Source organism: Micromonospora sp. CPCC 205739 (assembly GCF_036906795.1).
In the GTDB taxonomy this organism is placed as follows: domain Bacteria; phylum Actinomycetota; class Actinomycetes; order Mycobacteriales; family Micromonosporaceae; genus Micromonospora.
In genome coordinates this window covers 16,028-32,998 of sequence record NZ_JBAKHS010000019.1, presented here as the reverse complement: position 1 = coordinate 32,998, position 16,971 = coordinate 16,028, and the positions used below count along the sequence as shown (strand labels likewise).

13 protein-coding genes are annotated in these 16,971 nt (G+C 74.3%); 1 reads left to right on the top strand and 12 read right to left on the bottom strand.

The features are described from left to right. Positions 1-59: 59 nt before the first annotated feature. From V6U88_RS23515 to V6U88_RS23505, 3 genes are all read right to left on the bottom strand, one after another. Entirely contained in the window at positions 60-1,268 is a 1,209-nt protein-coding gene (locus V6U88_RS23515; RefSeq protein WP_334456207.1) for a M23 family metallopeptidase, read from the bottom strand. 61 nt (positions 1,269-1,329) lie between these two features. Next, entirely contained in the window at positions 1,330-1,983 is a 654-nt protein-coding gene (locus V6U88_RS23510) for a hypothetical protein (protein WP_334456205.1), read from the bottom strand. 105 nt (positions 1,984-2,088) lie between these two features. Next, a complete protein-coding gene (locus tag V6U88_RS23505) occupies positions 2,089-3,312 on the bottom strand; it encodes a hypothetical protein (protein ID WP_334456204.1) in 1,224 nt (407 codons plus the stop codon). 273 nt (positions 3,313-3,585) lie between these two features. On the opposite strand from V6U88_RS23505, the gene V6U88_RS23500 reads away from it, so the two are divergent. Further along, positions 3,586-5,589, top strand: a complete 2,004-nt coding sequence (locus V6U88_RS23500) for a translation factor GTPase family protein (RefSeq protein WP_334456202.1) — start codon at positions 3,586-3,588, stop codon at positions 5,587-5,589. 36 nt (positions 5,590-5,625) lie between these two features. Here the strand turns inward: V6U88_RS23500 and V6U88_RS23495 are convergent, their stop codons facing one another. The 9 genes from V6U88_RS23495 to V6U88_RS23455 form a co-directional block, all read right to left on the bottom strand. Continuing rightward, positions 5,626-8,442: a hypothetical protein gene (locus V6U88_RS23495; protein WP_334456201.1), complete on the bottom strand. Its 2,817-nt coding sequence runs from the start codon at positions 8,440-8,442 to the stop codon at positions 5,626-5,628. Beyond that, complete coding sequence (locus V6U88_RS23490; protein ID WP_334456200.1) at positions 8,439-9,587, bottom strand: Gfo/Idh/MocA family protein; 1,149 nt, start codon at positions 9,585-9,587, stop codon at positions 8,439-8,441. The genes V6U88_RS23495 and V6U88_RS23490 overlap by 4 nt, the downstream gene beginning before the upstream one ends. Then, entirely contained in the window at positions 9,584-10,495 is a 912-nt protein-coding gene (locus V6U88_RS23485; RefSeq protein WP_334456199.1) for a sugar phosphate isomerase/epimerase family protein, read from the bottom strand. The genes V6U88_RS23490 and V6U88_RS23485 overlap by 4 nt, the downstream gene beginning before the upstream one ends. Continuing rightward, positions 10,486-11,694: a CehA/McbA family metallohydrolase gene (locus V6U88_RS23480; RefSeq protein WP_334456197.1), complete on the bottom strand. Its 1,209-nt coding sequence runs from the start codon at positions 11,692-11,694 to the stop codon at positions 10,486-10,488. The genes V6U88_RS23485 and V6U88_RS23480 overlap by 10 nt, the downstream gene beginning before the upstream one ends. A gap of 3 nt (positions 11,695-11,697) precedes the next feature. Beyond that, entirely contained in the window at positions 11,698-12,834 is a 1,137-nt protein-coding gene (locus V6U88_RS23475; protein WP_334456195.1) for an ABC transporter ATP-binding protein, read from the bottom strand. Next, positions 12,834-13,718: a carbohydrate ABC transporter permease gene (locus V6U88_RS23470; RefSeq protein ID WP_334456194.1), complete on the bottom strand. Its 885-nt coding sequence runs from the start codon at positions 13,716-13,718 to the stop codon at positions 12,834-12,836. Before V6U88_RS23470 ends, V6U88_RS23475 begins: the two co-directional genes overlap by 1 nt. Further along, positions 13,715-14,662, bottom strand: coding sequence for a carbohydrate ABC transporter permease (locus V6U88_RS23465; protein ID WP_334456193.1), 948 nt, complete (start codon positions 14,660-14,662; stop codon positions 13,715-13,717). Before V6U88_RS23465 ends, V6U88_RS23470 begins: the two co-directional genes overlap by 4 nt. Further along, on the bottom strand, positions 14,637-16,034 hold the full coding sequence (locus tag V6U88_RS23460) for an extracellular solute-binding protein (protein WP_334456192.1): 1,398 nt from the start codon (positions 16,032-16,034) through the stop codon (positions 14,637-14,639). Before V6U88_RS23460 ends, V6U88_RS23465 begins: the two co-directional genes overlap by 26 nt. 150 nt (positions 16,035-16,184) lie before the next feature. After that, positions 16,185-16,922 carry a GntR family transcriptional regulator gene (locus V6U88_RS23455; RefSeq protein WP_334456191.1) on the bottom strand — a complete coding sequence of 246 codons (738 nt, stop codon included), beginning with the start codon at positions 16,920-16,922 and terminating at the stop codon, positions 16,185-16,187. Positions 16,923-16,971: the final 49 nt, after the last annotated feature.

Sequence of the window (16,971 nt, the reverse complement as noted above, 5' to 3'; positions counted from 1 at the left end):
GTAGGAGCCGGACCCGGTACCGGCGAACGGGTTTTCCGCGCCGACCCGCGCGGTGCGGTTCAGATCCAGGGCAGTGGGTCGACCGGGCGGCCGCCGAGGCGTACCTCGAAGTGCAGGTGGGGACCGGTGGATGCGCCGGTCGATCCGACCAGTCCGATCACCTGGCCGGCGCGGACCCGCTGACCGGGCGCCACCAGCAGCCTGGACTGGTGGGCGTAGCAGGTGGACAGTCGCTGGCCGTCCGCCCGGCCGTGGTCGATGCAGGTGTATCTGCCGTAGCCGCCGGACCAGCCGGCACGGGAGACGCGGCCGTCGGCGGCGGCGAGGATCGGGGTGCCCGTCGGGGCGGCGAGGTCCACCCCGGCGTGCAGCTGCCACACCTTGTAGTACGGGTCGAACCGGGTGCCGAACCGGCTGGTCAGCCGGCCCGACAGCGGATGGCGCAGCCGGGCCCGATCGGCCGTGGCGTCGGTGCGGGCCGGTGCCGCCACGGCGGGCACGGCGCGTAGGGCGCGTACCCGACGGTCGATCTCCTGCCGCAGCCGCGCCTCCTCTTGCCGGCGGCGGACCAGTTCGGCCTGGCCGGAGGTGATCGCGCCGGAGAGGGCGACCGCGCGGCCGGTGGGGGTGTCCACGACGTCGGCGGAGTCCGCCACGGCGAAGGGCGCTGCCGTGTCCGCGTCCCCGCCGGCGGTCAGGGTGGTCAGCAGGTGCAGTACGGGGTCCGGTGCGCGGTGCACTCGGGCGAGGTCGTCGCGGGTGCGGGCGAGGATGTTTTCCAGGTACTGGATTCGGTGCTGGACGTCGTTGAGCGCGGCGACCTGGCGGGCCGGTGGCGTGACGGCGGCGTCCACCGGCGGCTGCGGATAGAGGTCGGCGCCGGGGTCGCCGGTGATCAGCGCGGGGGCCGATCCGGGCTGCACCATCGACCCGTCGTCGCCCGGCTCCGCCGGTGCGCCGCCCGGTAGTGGCTTGCCGCCGGTCGGCGGGGTGGTGGCGGGCGGCGGCTGTCCGGTCGACGGGGTGGCCGACGGGCGGGTCGGCGGCCTGACCGGGGGTGGTGGGAGAGGTGGCAGCGTCACCTTCGGCGGTTCGATCGGCGGCAGCGACAGCGACGGGCTCGGCAGGGTCGGCAGGGGCACCGGTCCCTGCGCCGCGCTCGGTGGGGCGGCGGTCGCCGTCGGGACGGTCAGGCAGAAGGTCGCCGTCATCAGCGTGGCCGCCCCGGCACCGGTCGCCAGGATGGTTCGCCGCCACCGTTGCTCCATGCCGTACTCCCGCCGCCGAGCCCGTTGTCCCTCTGCTACATCGGATCGCGGTGCCTGGTCGTTACAGCCGATCGGGCGGCGGTGAGTTGTGCCGTCGCCGCAGCCGCCGACGCATCAGCAGCGCAGCCGCCACGACCGCCGCCGCGATGGCCGCCCCGACCGCCGCGACGGCCGGCAGCCGCGGCGAGCGGCCGGGCGGCGGGACCTCGCCCGCCATGGCCGGCGACGCCGGCGGCGCAGCGGTGGGCGCGGCCGGCGATCCCGGGAGCAGGTACGCGTTGCTGGCGGTCCGGGCACCCGTCGCGGTGGACTCCAGCGAGGTGACGTCGACCCGGTTGCGGACCACCGTGCCCGGCGGCGCACCCGGGCGGACCCGCCCGGAGATGGTGATCCGCGGCGACGCCGCGGTGGGGCTCAGGCGCAGGTCACCGAGGTCACAGACGACGGTACGCGGGGACGCCGCACACCGGCCCGGCTCGGCCCGGGCGGTGACACCGTCGAGGTCGACCGTCGTGGTGAAGGTGACCCGCGTCGTGGTGAGGGTGCCGCTGCCGGAGAGCGTGACGGTGTGGGTCACCTGCTGTCCGGGCAGCGCACCGAACGGTGTCGACGCCAGCACCGGCGCGGCGTCCACAGGAGGTGACGGCGACGACGACGGAGCCGCGGCCAGGGCGGCCAGCAGGCCCACCACCGGCGCGGCGAACGACTCCCACATTCGCACACTGTAAGCCTCCGCGATCGCCGGTGCGAGGCGGGTGATCACGGCCGGCGTTGCGGCCCCTCGGTTCCGGCGGGCGATGCGGGTGCGGTGACCGCCTCCTCAGCGACTGGTCGGGGGACAGAGCAGTCGCTCGGCCAGTGGCAGCCGCAGCGGCTCCAGGCAGAGGCTGAGGGTGGGGGACTCCGGCGTCGGTGCCACGGTGGTCGGGCTGGGCACGGTGCTCGGGCTGGGCGCGGTGGTCGGGGGCGGCGTCGTGGCCGGGGCCGGTCCGGTGGTCGGGCCGGAACGGGCGGCCCGACTCGGAGCCGGGTCCGCCGGTGCCGCGGCGGCCACGATCGTCCTGGGCCGGCGCGACGTCCGTTCGTCCGCCGGGGGCGTGCCGCCGCCCGTGGGCGCGGTCGACGCCGGGCCGGTCGGCAAGGTGGCCGTGCCGCTGTCCGGGGCTGCGGGTGTGGCGGGGGTGCTCGGGTCGGCGCCGTCCACGATGGTCGGCGCGTCGGTGGTGGCCGTGCCGCTCCCGCCGCCCAGGGTCGCCCGGTACGGCGGGCCGACCTGCTCGGTCGAGGACGCCCCGGCGGTCAGCGTCGCGAGCGCCACCCCGACGACGGCGGCGGCGACCGCCACCCGATCGTGGCGCAACGCGGTCAGCGGGGCCTGCTCCGGGTCGGCCGGTGCCGGTGGCGTCGGCCGCCTGTCCTGGTGGCCGGCCAGCAGGGCGTCCACCTGCGCGGCGATGGCGGCACGTTGCCCGGTGGCGGTGGCGACCGCGAGGGTCAGGTAGAAGCGGAAGTTCACCGTGGCGCTGGCCGGCACGCGCAGCCCGGCGAGTGGACCTCCGTCGGCGGTGTGGAGCAGGGTGAGGGTGACGTCGGGGTGGTGGGCCGGGCCCACCAGGTCTTCGTACGTCCACTCGCGCCGGCCAAGGTGCCCGGAGAAGGCGACCCGGTGGTTGGTCACCACGGCCATGCCCGCGTCGACGACCCGCAGGCCGGTCGGCAGCCCGCGATCGGACGGCTGGAGATCGGGGGGCGTGACGGTCAGCTCCGGCATGGGCAGTCCGGCGATGTGCCGCGCCCCGGCCTCGACCAGTTCCGCCGCCGGCAGCACCCGGTAGACGACCTCGTCGTCGCCCAGCTCCACCGGCAGGGTGTCGCGCGGCTGCGCGTACCCGTGGAAGCCGGCGGCCTCGATCCGCAGCCGCAGCAGGTGGTCGTTGTCCCGCTGCCAGGCGGCGTTGCCGCTGTCGAACGCGCGCCGGCGGCGCGCGTTCTCGCGTCGCGCCCAGGTGAGCCGCCATCGGGGCGCCGTTGCCCGATCCGTCATGGTGTTGCGTGATTGTGGCGTCACATCGAGTACAACCACGGCCGTCGAGGCAGGACACGCGCCGAGGAGCGATGCGCACCTTTAGCTCCGAAAGGAGAGATTTGGCTCGCCGCGGCAGCGCCTGACATGACCCCTTTTATTCGGTTGCCCGCCGGCGGAGGCGCTGGTCGACTGGGTGGGTCACCGCAACCGACCGGAGAGGCCTGACGATGCGCGCTGCGTTCATGTCCAACCGCCTGTGAATGATCATTCACACGAAGGACATGACGCTTCGTGAAGACCTTGAACATCGGCATCCTCGCGCATGTTGACGCCGGCAAGACCAGCCTGACCGAACGCCTGCTGCACGCCGTCGGCGTCGTCGACGACCTGGGCAGCGTGGACGACGGCACCACCCGCACCGATTCGATGGCCCTGGAGCGGCAACGCGGCATCACCATCCGCTCCGCGGTGGTCTCCTTCGTCGTCGACGGCGTCACGGTCAACCTCATCGACACGCCCGGCCACCCGGACTTCATCGCCGAGGTGGAACGGGTCCTCGGCCTGCTCGACGGCGCGGTGCTCGTGGTCTCCGCCGTCGAGGGCGTGCAGGCGCAGACCCGGGTGCTGATGCGGACGCTCCAGCGGCTGCGCCTGCCGACCCTGATCTTCGTCAACAAGGTCGACCGGGCCGGCGCCGACCCCGAACGGGTGCTGCGCGACATCGCCGCCCGGCTGACCCCCGCGGTGCTGGCGACCGGCGTCGTGCACGCGGCCGGCACGGCGGCGGCCCGCTGCGTGCCCCACCCCGACACCGACCCCGGCTTCACCCGACGGCTGCTCGACCTGCTCACCGCCCGCGACGACGCGCTGCTGGCCGAGTACGTCGAGGACGAGCGGCGGCTGACCGGGCGGCGGCTGCGCCAGGCGCTCGCCGGGCAGACCCGCCAGGCGCTGGTCCATCCGGTCTTCGCCGGCTCCGCCATCACCGGCGCGGGCGTGGCACCGCTGATCGCCGGCCTGACCGAGCTGTTGCCGGTGGCCGAGGACGGCGCCGACGGCCCGGCCGCCGGCACCGTCTTCAAGGTGGCGCGGGGCACCTCCGGCGAGCGGATCGCCTATGTCCGGCTCTTCGCCGGCACCGTACGGGTGCGCGACCGGCTGCCCGTCGGCGCGGGGCGGGTCGCCACGGTCACCGGGATCGAGGTCTTCGACCGGGGCGGAACCGTCCGCGCCGACGCGGTCACCGCCGGCCGGATCGCCCTGCTCCGCGGGCTCGGGGAGGTCCGGATCGGCGACCCGGTCGGCGCGGCGCGGCCCACCGGCAGCCGGCACTTCGCCCTGCCCAGCCTGGAAACCGTCGTGGTGCCCGAGCGGGAGGCGGACCGGGCCGCCCTGCACACCGCGCTCGGCGAGCTCGCCGAGCAGGACCCGCTGATCGACGTCCGGGTGGACCCGATCCGGCGGGAGATCACCGTCTCGCTCTACGGCGAGGTACAGAAGGAGGTCATCCAGGCGACCCTCGCCGAGGAGTACGGCGTGGCGGTCGGCTTCCGGGAGACGACGACGGTCTTCGTGGAACGGCTGATCGGCACCGGGGCGGCGGTCGAGCTGATCGGCGTGGCGCCCAACCCGTTCCTGGCCACCGTGGGTCTGCGGGTGGCGCCCAGGCCGACCGGCAGCGGGTTCCGCTTCCGGCTCGGCGTCGAACTCGGCTCGATGCCACCGGCCTTCTTCACCGCCGTCGAGGAGACGGTCCGCGAGACGCTGCGCCAGGGACCGCACGGCTGGCAGGTCCTCGACTGCGAGGTCACGATGACCCACGCCGGGTACTGGGCCCGGCAGAGCCACTCGCACGGCACCTTCGACAAGAGCATGTCCAGCACGGCCGGGGACTTCCGCAACCTCACCCCGCTGGTGCTCATGGAGGCGCTGAGACGCGCCGGCACCCGGGTGGAGGAGCCGATGCACCGGTTCCGGCTGGAGACGCCGGGCGACGTGCTCAGCGTCGTCCTGCCCGCGCTGGCCAGGCTGGACGCCGTGCCGCACACGACGCTGGCGCACGGCTCGTCGTACGTGATCGAGGGCGACGTTCCGGCGCGGCGGGTGCACGCGGTGGAGCGGCGGCTGCCGGAGCTGACCCGCGGTGAGGGAATCTTCGAGTCCACCTTCGACCACCACCGCCCGGTGCGCGGCGAGCCGCCCACCCGCCCCCGCTCGGACCACAACCCCACCGACCGCAAGGAGTACCTGCTGGCCGTCGCCCGCCGGGTCGTGACGCGGCGCAGCGAGCGGTGACGGGTGCCCCGCCCGGGGCACCCGTCCCGTCGTCGCTCAGGCCAGGTCGAGCTGCACCGTGGCGATCTCCCAGGCGCGCAACGGCAGCCGGACCAGCCCGTCCGCGCCGACGGCCAGCCGGTCACCCGGCCGGCCGAGCAGGTCGGCCCGCCAGGCCCCCCGGACAGCCCGCCCCGCCCCGATCACCGCGCTGGTGTCGGTGGGAATCTCGGCCACCACCCGGACCTCGACCCGACCCTGCCGGTCCCGGACGCTGGTGAGCGCCACCCCCGGGCCGGCCACGGACAGTCCGGTGGCCGGGGCCGGCAGCGCGGTGGACAGTTGCCCCGTGCCGGCGAAGGCCAGCAGCTCGTGCCGGTACTCCTCGGCCGCCTCGGTCACCCCCGCCGCGTGCCACTCGCCCCGGAACGGCAGCACCGCCAGCTCGACGGTCCGCTCGCCCCGGCACTGGGCCATCGGGGTGGGCAGCTGCGGGCCGGCCGGCTCGTCGCGCAGGGCGTGCCGGTTGCGCGACAGCATCCCGATCGACCGCAGCACCGTCACCGCCAGCTCGCGCCCGGCGTCGGTCAGCTCGTACTCGGTGGGCTGGGTCAGCAGCACCGCCAGCGACCCGTCCGGCCCGCCGGCGGCCACGAACCCGGACGCCGGGAAGGTCGGCAGCGGCACCTCACCGCCGCCGCCCTCCGCGGTCAGGCCGCGCTCCACCACCGCGAACTGACCCTCGGCGTACGACGCGCGGGCCGGGGACGGCAGCGGCAGGTGCAGCCGGACCCGGTGGTCGTCGCAGCGGTTGTCGAACGCGACGCGGAGCCGGGCGAACCGCTCGCCGGCGCGCAGCTCGACCCGGGTGGTGACCACCACCGGCTCCCAGTCCACCACGCGACAGCCGGCATCCACGTCGGCCGCCACCGGCCAGCGGTACTCGCGCAGCACGTCGACGACGGCGACCAGCGGGCCGGTGTGCCGCACCACCGTCTGTACCGCGCGAGGCTTCTCGATCAGCTCGTCGGCGGCCGGCGGGGCGTAGTTGTAGCTGTCGCCCACGTCGCCGCCGTCGACGATCCGGCCCACCCCGTCCACCGCCACGCCGTCCGGGGTGGTGAGCCGCAGCGTGCCGTCCTCGGCGACGTCGACGCGGAGCAGCCCGTTGTCCAGGCTCCGGTCCGCGACGCTGACCGGTCCGGGCAGCGCGGCCGGGCCGGCCGGCACCGGAGCTACCCCGCCGGCCGGCGCTGGAGCGGCCGCGTCGGGGCCGGGCGCCTCGCTCGCCGGCAGCGGCACCGGGCGGATCGCGGTGTGGCCGAGCGCGGGGACGTCGACCAGCGCGGCGACGCTCAGCCGGGGCGCGGCGACGATGCGGACCCGCCAGTGGTCCGGCCGGCCGGCGTCGGCCAGCGCCAGCTTGACGTCCTCCACGTCGAAGGCGGGGTCGCCGTGCCGGGCCACCTCGAAGGTGAGGGTGGCGTCGGCCGGCGACACCGACCACCGGGTGACCTCCTGGCCGTACAGCTCCCGGCCGTGTACCCGGGTGAGCACGGCGGGCAGGTCGGCGGCCGGCACCAGGTCGTCGGCGAGCAGCGTCCGGGCCCGGTCGAGGACCTGCGCGGCCCGCGTCCCGCCGTCCGCGCCGGCCAACCCGACCGCCGCGCCGTCGGGCGCCTCGACGTCGAGGCGCACCAGCGCGGTCCGGGCGGTCGGGCTGGGGTTGAACACCAGGTACCCGTCGCGCGGCACGGCGGCGGCCAGCCGGGCACCCACCAGGTCGCACACCGCCCGGCCGAGCTGGTCGGCCTCGGCCAGCCGCGCGGCCACCTGCTCGGCGGTCTCGTCGCAGCCGCACCCGGTCACCGAGTCGTGGCAGCTCGCGTCGATCAGCCGGGTCCACGCCATGTCCAGGAAGCGCTGCACCGACGGGTCGTGCCAGAGCGCGGCGAGGGGTTCGGCGTACCGCTCGACCCGGCGCTCGGCGCGACCCATCGCCTGCTTCAGGTGGGCCCGTACGGAGATCACGCCGGGCAGGATGTTCGCCCGGGCGTGCGAGCGCAGCTCCCCGCGTACGGTGGGCAGCCCGTCCACCGTGGTGGGTTGGGTGGCGAAGTACTCGGCGAGGGTGCCGAGCCGCAGCCGGGTGCCGTCGACGTCGGCGGCGGCCAGCAGGTCGGGGGCGTCCGGGGCCGGGGCCGCGTGGTCGGTGCCGTACATGGCGAGGACCGGGGTGGTGGCGCCCTCGGGGCGCCAGCCGCCGAGCCGGACGGCCAGGTCGGCGGCGCGTCGGGTGACCAGCGCGGCGCCGTCCAGCAGCCCGGCCGCGTTGCCGTACCCGCCGGGCAGGTACTCGGTGCGCACGGTGGTGCCGTCCGGCGCCTGCCAGGCGAACGCGTGGGTGCGGACCCGATCGGGTACGCCGCGGAACACGCAGGCGTGGGACAGCCCGGCCCCGGCCAGGAGCTGCGGCATCTGGGCGATGTGGCCGAACATGTCGGGCAGGTAGCCGACCGGCATGGCGCCGCCCAGCTCGGCGCTGCGGGTCAGCCCGCGTTCCAGGTTGCGGATGATGTTCTCCCCGGAGCAGAGGAACTCGTCGAGCAGGATCTGCCACGGCCCGACCGCCAGCCGTCCGGCGCGCACCAGGGCGATCACCTGTTCGCGCCGTTCCGGTCGGACCTCCAGGTAGTCGTCCACCGCGGCGAGCTGCCCGTCGAGGGTGAACCGCTGCCGCTCGTCGCGTTCCATCCGGTCGAACACGTCGTCGAGCAGCGCCACCAGCCGCAGCCGGAACCGCTGGAACGGCTCGTACCACTCCCGGTCCCAGTGGGTGTGCGGCACCACGATGATGTCGGTCGGTCGTGTCATGAGTCCGCCGCCTCTCCGCCGATCGCCGTTCCGGTCAGCTCACCGAAGCGGCGTACCACCTGTTGGCTGGTCCGTACGTCGGTCGCGCCCTCGGCGATCCCGGTCAGCGGTGGCGCGCCCCCGGTGACCATCGCGTGGAAGGCGACCAGTTCCTGCTCGAACGCCTCGGTCACCGACCGGTACGCCGCCCGCCGCTCGCCGCCCCCGTGCGACTCCACCAGGGTCAGCGTGGTGGGCGCGTTGAGCAGGTACGGCGACGGGAAGACCAGTTCCAGCGAGCCCCGGGCGTGGTGCAGGGTCACCGTCTCCCGGTAGGCCGGGTAGTCGGGCAGGTTGAGCCAGCGGATGCCGTAACGGGCGCCGCCCGGCAGCCGCCCGCTGATCTCCACCGACGGCTCCGCCGGCCCGTCGGGCGTCAGCGGCCAGGTCGCCACGTGTTCCACGGTGGCCGGTGCCCCGGTGAAGAGCCGCAGCAGCGACAGGTCGTGGGAGATGCTGTTGATCAGGATCTGGTAGAGGGTGCGCGCGGCGGCGTCGGCGCCGACCGCGGCGTCGAGCAGCGCGGCGTCGGCGGCGCGCAGCCGGGCCACCTCCCCGGCCGGCACGTCGGTGGGGGCGGGCGGCAGGTTGGCGAAGGCGAGCTGCCCGTCGCCGCCGGCGTGCAGCACGGTCACCTCCACCGCGTGGACCCGCTCGGCCCCGCCCCACTCGTCGAGCAGGCGGGCGGCCTCGGCCACCGCCGGGTCGTACTGCTTCATGTAGCCGACCATCAGCGCCGGGGCGCCGCCGCTCAGCTCGGTGAGGCGGTCCGCCTCCGCGAGGGTGTAGGCCAGCGGCTTCTCGCAGAGCACCGGCACGCCCGCGCGCAGCGCCGACGCGGCCAGGTCACCGTGCGAGCCGGAGGTCGCCAGCAGCAGCGCGTCGTACCCGCCGTCGGTCAGCATCGCGGCGGCGTCGGTGTACCGGCGGCCCGGCTCGACGCCGTACCGGCCGCCCAGCTCGGCGACCCGGGTGGGGGAGAGGTCGCCGAGCGCGACGATCTCGAACAGGTCCGCGCGGCGTTGCAGCAGCGGCAGGTGCACCGTGCGGGCGATGACGCCCAGCCCGGCGACCGCGATCCGGATCCGCTTGCCGGGTTCGGTCATCGCAGCGCCTCCTCGAGCCAGCGCCGGTTGGCGTGCTGGTCGGCCAGCGTCCGGTCGAGGTCCCGCCCGTCTGCCGGCGCGTCCTGTTCGATCACCAGCCAGCCGGTGTAGCCGATCGCGTCGAGGTTCGCCAGCACCCCGGCGAAGTCGACGTCACCGGTGCCCAGGGTGCAGAAGCCGCCGGCGGCGACCACGTCGGCGAGGCCGCCGCCGGCCGCCCGGACCCGCTCGTGGACGGCCAGGTCGGCGTCCTTCAGGTGCACCTGCCCGATCCGGCCGGCCCACCGGCGGACCGCCGCGACCGGGTCGCCGCCGGCCAGCAGCAGGTGCCCGGTGTCCAGGCAGACCGCGATGTCGGTCAGTTCGAGCAGCCGGTCGGCCTCGGCCTCGGTCTCCACGTCGGTGCCGAGGTGGTAGTGGAACACCGGTTCCAGGCCCCGGTCCCGGCAGCGGTCGGCGGCCTGCTGCACCCGGGCCGCGAACTCCGGCCAGCCGGTGGCCGGCAGCGCCGAGGTCAGGTCGGGCGGGGTGCCGGGCCGGGCCATCCGGCCGGGATTGCCGGGGCAGGCCAGGGTGGGCCGGGGCGCGAACCGGGGGTCGTCGACCGGTACGGCGGTGAACGCGTCGAGCGCCGCGTCGAGCTGGACCAGGTCCGCGCCGAAGCCGTCGGGGTCGGTGTAGCGCAGGTCGACCCAGCCACCGGCGAGCCCGATGCCGGTCGCCGCGAGCCGGCCGGCCAGCGCCTCGCCGGTGCCGAGGTAGCCGATCGGCCCGGAGTCGACCCCGTCGTACCCGTCGCGGGACAGGGCCGCCAGCAGGTCGTCCGGGCCGAGGAGTCTGTCGTCGTGCCGGTAGATGCCGTGGTTGACCGGTGCGCCGGCCACCCGGGTGCGTCCGCTCAGCTGCACAGTGCGATCACCTCCATGCGGTGGGACTCCAGGACGTGCAGGCCGTCGCCGGCCGGCAGGAGGCACCGGTCGCCGTGGACGACGCGGTGGCTGCCGTCGGGACCGCCGAGCAGCAGGCCGTCGGCGTCGACGGCGAGCAGCTCGTCGCCGAGGCGGAGCAGCAGCGGCGCGTCGGGACCGGCGGAGACGGCGGTACGCCCGGCCCGCAGCGCGTCGAGCACGGCGTCCGTCGGATCACGGTCGGCGTCGACCAGCAGCCAGGTGGTGGGGGAGCCGGGGGGTGCGTCGTCGCCGGGGCGGTGGAAGTCGCTGCCGCCGACCGGCACCACGTCCGGCCGCCAGGCCCGCGCCCAGGCCAGTGGGGCACCCCAGGTCCGGTCCCACCAGCCGGAGTGCCACACCTCGGCCAGCCGGGTACGCCTGGTCAGCGGCTGCCGCCACGCGCAGTCACCGCCGAGGGGGTGGTTGACCGACATCACGCCGCCGGCCCGCTCCGCGGTGGCCAGCCATTCGTCGGGTGGCTGCCGGAAGTCGACCCAGCCGACCGGGCCGAACACGTTGGCGTGTCCCCGGTCGGTGGTCACCTCCTGCCCGGGCAGCAGGGTGAGGCCGTACCGGGCCGAGGCGGCCGGCAGCCACGGGTGGTGGCTGACGGTGTTGTGGTCGGTGACGGCGAGGAAGTCCAGGCCCCGGGCGGCGGCCAGGGCGGCCAGTTCGTCGATGGTGGACGCGCCGTCGCTGTGCACGGTGTGCGCGTGCAGGTCCCCGGCGATCCAGCGCCGGCCGTCCACCTCGGGCAATGCGCGGCGCGGCGGACGGTCTGGACGCGGTGGCGCCGGCGACGGCGTCGGGGCGTCCGGACCGGTGGTGCTGGTGCTGGCGGTGACCTCGTAGTCGAGGCCCTCGGGCGGAATCCGGTGCAGGCGGAGCAGGACCTGCCACTCACCGGGTTCCAGCTCGCCCGGCAGGTAGCCGGGGGTGGCCCAGTCGGCGGCCACCGTGTAGCCGTCGCGGGCGCCGCCCGACCAGCCCCGGAAACCGGCCGGCCCGACGCAGCCGAGGTCGAGCACCCCGGCCTGCCGGGGGTAGTCGAGTCGTACGGTGAGCGCGGCGGTGCCCGGCGGCACGGTGACCGGCAGGGTCCGCAGCACGTTCTCGGCGCGGTCCGCCAGCGTCCACCTGCCCCGGTGCACCGCCATGCCTCACCGCTCCGCGCCGGTACGCGCCGCGGGCACGGCCGCCGCCGCGCCGCTGACCAGCTCGCCGTCCCGGTAGAGCAGCGACCGGCCGGGCCGGGGCACCACCCAGCCGGTGTCGCCGGGTTCGGGTTCGCGCCCCTCCGGCACGACGACCTGGACGCTGGTTCCCGAGACCGCGGCGGCGCCTCCGCCGGCCACGTCGAGGGAGACCAGCGAGAAGCTGCCCAGGTTCTCCACCACGACCACCTGTCCGCTCAGCGCCCCCGGCACCGGCTCGGCCGAGTAGTCCAGGTACTCGGGGCGTACCCCGTAGACGAGCTTCTCGCCGGCGTCGACCCGGTCCCGGACGTCCTCCGGCACCGGCAGCCGCGCCCCGGCGACGGCCAGTTCGCCGTCGTGCACCTCGGCGTCGACCAGGTTCATCGGGGTGGAGCCGATGAACCCGGCGACGAAGGTGTTGGCGGGGCGGCGGAACACCTCGGTCGGCGTGCCGACCTGCCGGATCCGGCCGCCCTCCATCACGGCGATCCGGTCGGCGAGGGCGAGCGCCTCGGCCTGGTCGTGGGTGACGAAGACGGTGGTGACGCCGAGTTCGCGTTGCAGCCGCTTGAGGAAGGTGCGCGCCTCCAGCCGCAGCCGGGCGTCGAGGTTGGACAGCGGCTCGTCGAGGAGGAAGACCTGCGGGTGGCAGGCCATCGCCCGGGCCAGCGCGACCCGCTGCTGCTGACCGCCGGAGAGCTGTCCCGGGCGGCGTTGCAGCAGCGCGGACAGGCCCAGCTCGTCGGCGGTCTCCGCCGCCTTCTCCGCCCGGCCCCGGCGGTCCACCTTCTTGATCCGCAGCGGGTACGCGATGTTCTCCTGCACGGTCATGTGCGGGAAGAGCGCGTAGTCCTGGAACACCATCGCCACGTCCCGCTTTCCGGGCGGCAGGTCGGTGACGGTGCGCTCGCCGATGCGTACGCTGCCGCCGGAGGCCACCTCCAGCCCGGCGATGGTGCGCAGCAGGGTGGTCTTGCCGCAGCCGGAGGGGCCGAGCAGCGCGAAGAACTCGCCGTCGGCGATCTCCAGGTCGAGGGCGTCCAGGGCCCGCACCCCGTTGGGGTAGACCTTGGTCAGGTCGCGCATGGTGATGGCGGACATCAGCGCTTGATCCCTCCGTGGAAGCGGAATCCGTACCGGCTGCTGACGAAGACGAACATGAGCGCCACCGGCAGCGAGTAGAGCAGCGAGAACGTGGAGAGCAGCCGCAGGTCGGCCTGGCCGCCCTCGGTGTAGAGGGTGTACATGATCACGGCGGCGGGGGCCTTCTCCGGCCCGCGCAGCAGCAGGAACGGCACCAGGAAGTTGCCCCAGACGTTGGCGACCGCCCACACCCCGACGGTGGCCAGGCCGGGCCGGACCACCGGCACCACGATGTGCCGCATGATCTGCAGCGGGCTGGCGCCGAAGACCCGCGCGGACTCCTCGTAGGACGTCGGGGTGGCGTCCATGAAGTCCTTGAGGATGAAGATCGCCGCGGGCAGCAGCCCGCCGGTGAGGATCAGGATCACCCCGAGCCGGGAGTCGATCAGGTTGAGCCGGAACGCCAGCTCGAACAGCGGCACCATGGTGGCCGTGCCGGTCACGATCGACGAGAGCAGCAGCAGCCCGTAGAGCAGCGCATCGCGGCCGGGCACCCGGACCCGGCTCAGCGCGTACGCGGCCAGCGCCCCGAACGTCACCACCAGCGCCGCGGTGCCGCCGGCCAGGTACACGGAGTTGAGCAGTGAGGTCAGCGCGTACGGGTTGTTCAGCAGGGTGCGGAAGTTGTCGAGCGTGAACTGCGGCAGCGACGCGGTGATGGTCGGGGTGTCGTCGAACGGGGCGGTCGCCAGCCAGAGCAGCGGCAGCGCGAAGAACGCGAGGACGGTGCAGAGGAAGACGTAGCGCCCGGTCCGGGCGAGCAGGTGGCGTACCGCGCTGGTCCCCGCGTCGTGCGCCGGGTCGCGCGGGGGCGCCGGTGCCGTGGTGGTCGCGCTGCTCACGCCGCCTCCTTCCGCCGGCCCAGCATGCGCAGGTAGATCAGCGCGATGACCAGGTTGATCAGCAGCATGATGAACGAGATCGCGGCGCCGAAGCCCAGCTCGCCGCCGGAGAGCGCCACCTTGTAGACGTAGACCGGCAGGATCTCCGAGCGTTGCTCCGGGCCGCCGGCGGTGATGAGGAACGGCGCGAAGTCGTTGAACGTCCAGAGGCTGATCAGCAGCAGGTTGGTCAGCACGTGCCCGCGGATGCGGGGGAAGACCACGTCGCGCAGCTGCTGCCAGGTGGACGCGCCGGCCAGCCGGGCGGTCTCCAGGTGGGAGCGGGGCACGTTCTCCAGGGCGGCGGCGTAGAGCATCATCGAGAACGCCGTGCCGCGCCAGGTGTTGAAGATGATGATCGACAACATCGGGTGGTCGAGCAGCCAGGCGGTGCCCGGGATGCCGAGCAGCGTGTTCAGGGTGCCGCCGTCGCGGTCGAGCAGGGCGATCCAGAGGAAGGCCACCACCGAGCTGGGCAGGATCCAGGAGAGCAGGACGAACGCCTCGACGACCCGGCGCAGCGGGCCGTGGCGGTCGCGCAGCGCGAAGGCGATGGCGAACCCGAGCCCGGCCTGGCCGATGACCGCCGAGCCGAGCACGAACTGCAGGGTCAGCAGCAGCGAGTTGGTGAACCGCTCGTCGCCCAGGGCGCGGGTGTAGTTGTCCAGGCCGACGATCTCCGGGTTGGCGGCGGCCAGGCCGGTCAGCCGGTAGTTGGTGACGCCCAGGTAGATCGTCCAGGCGGCCGGCACCACCAGGAAGAGCAGGATCAGCACCATGCTGGGCACCAGGAACCCGGTGGCCCGGGCCCGGCCCAGGCCGGCGGCGTCGGGGGCCGGGGAGGCGCCCGTCTCCGGGCGCCTCCCCTCCACCACCTGGTCAGGAGGTGACGTTACCCGGGCCACCGACGATCCCTTCGACCTTCTTCTGGTACGCGCCGGCCGCCTCGTCGGCGCTCTGGCCCGACGCGGCGGCGGCGGTCGCCTCCTGCAGGGCCACGGACACCTGCGGGTACACCGCCAGCGGCGGCCGGTACGCGGTGACCGGCAGGACCTTCTCGGTGACGAAGCTCAGCATCGGGTCGCCCGCGAGGACCTCCTTGTTGACGTCCATCCGCGCGGTGATCCGTGCCTCGCCGGCGAGTTCGGCCTTGACCGCCTCCGCCGAGTGCATGAAGGAGAGCAGCTCCCAGGCCTGGGACGGGAACTTGGAGTTCGGGTTGAGCACCCGCACCCCGCCGCCGGACATGCTGACGAAGTCCTGCCCGCGGATGCCGGCGCCGGGCTGCTTGGCGGGGATCATCGCGAACCCGACGGTGGTGTTCCGGTCGGCCATCTTGGCGATGCCGGTGCTCGGGTTGATGACGCTGCGCCAGAAGTAGTCGCCCTCGGCCAGGATGCCGATCTTGCCGGCGGCGAACTCCGCGAAGGACTTGTCGCGCCCCTTCGCCTCCTGTTGCAGCTTGGGGTCGCCCAGGCCGCCGCCGTAGACCTTGGTGTAGAAGTCGAGCACGTCCTTGACCGGCTGGCTGGCTCCGGCCCACTTGCCGTCCTTGTAGATCTCCCCGCCCGCGCCGGCCAGCAGCGGCAGCGCGCCCTGCATGGAGGTCGCCTCGCCCATCGCGGTGCCGGCGTTGATCTGGATCGGGGTCACCCCGGGCAGCGCCTTGAGCTTGGCGCCGGCGTCGAGGATCTCCTGCCAGCTCTTCGGCTGCCAGTCGGCGGGCAGGCCGGCCTGGGCGAAGAGCTTCTTGTTGTAGTAGAGGACCCGACCGTCGGTGCCGAGCGGGATCCCGTAGCGCTTCTCCTCGAAGCTGCCGAGGCCCTGCACGGTCTCCGGGATCTGCGACCAGCCCTCCCAGGAGTCGGCCTGGTCACCGGCCACCTCGGACAGTGGCCTGAGGTAGCCAGCCTGGACGAACTCGCCCACCCAGATGCCGTCCACGGCGACGACGTCGGCGCCGCCCTTGGAGCGCAGGTCCAGGGCCAGCTTGGTCTTGTACTGCTCGTCGTCGACGCCGCTGGGCACGAACGTCACCTTGGCGGTGACGCCCTTGGCCTTCTGCGCCTCGACGAACCGGGGGATGACCCACTTCTCGATCCACTCCGCACCGGCGGAGTTCTTGCCGCCCACGATGGAGTTGGCGGAGATGGTGAGGGTGATGTTCTTGGCGTCCTTGCCGGCGGGCTCGGACGAGTCGCCACAGGCCGTGACGGCGAGGGCGATTGCGGTGAACGCGGCGAGCACGCCCGCTGCGTGTCTCGGCTTGGATGTCATGGGCTGCTTCCCTTCGCAAGGAGACTTCGAAGAGACTCGCGGGTCGCCCGCCGGCCGCACGTCCGCCGCCGGCGGTGTTTGCGGCCACAATGTCATGACAGCTTGACGACGTAAATACCTGTCACTGAAATGAGCGCGAAACATCCACCGTCACCGCTCGGCGACGGTCACCTCGAGCGAGTAACGGCTGGCCCGGTAGATGTGCGCGCCGTGCTCCACGTACCGGCCCTGGTCGTCGTACGCGGTGCGGGTCATGGTCAGCAGCGGCGCGCCCCGCCGCTCGCCGAGCATCTGCGCCTCGGCGGCGGTCGCTGCCCGCGCGCCGATCCGCTGCTGGGCGCCGCGGATGCGCATGCCGGCGGCGCGCAGGATCGCGTACAGGCCCTTGGCCTGCAGCGCGTCCATGCTCAGCCGCACCAGGTCGGGCGGGAGCCAGTTCTCCATCACCGCGAGGGGTTCGCCGTCGGAGAACCGCAGCCGGCGCAGGTGCTGCACCTCGCCGCCGGCCGGTACGCCGAGCGCCGTGGCGACCTCGGGCGGGCAGGGCACGGTGGCCAGTTCCAGCACCGAGGTGGAGGGCGCCTGGCCGGCGCGGAGCAGGTCGTCGTGGAGGCTGGTCAGCTCCACCGCCCGGCGGACCTCGCCCCGCACCACCTGGGTGCCCACCCCGCGACGGCGCACGATCAGTCCCTTGTCGACCAGGTGCTGGATCGCCTGTCGCACGGTCGGGCGGGACAGCCCGAGCCGGTCGGCGAGCTGCAACTCGCTGTCGAGGCGGTCGCCGGGCGCCAGGTCGCCGCGCTGGATCGCCGCGGCGAACTGCTCCGCGACCTGGAAGTAGAGCGGGACCGGGCTGCTCCGGTCGACCGCGATCTCGGGGCGGGTCACGGCACCTCCTCGCTGGGCACGCGCGGGATCTCGGGGCACGATGATGGCC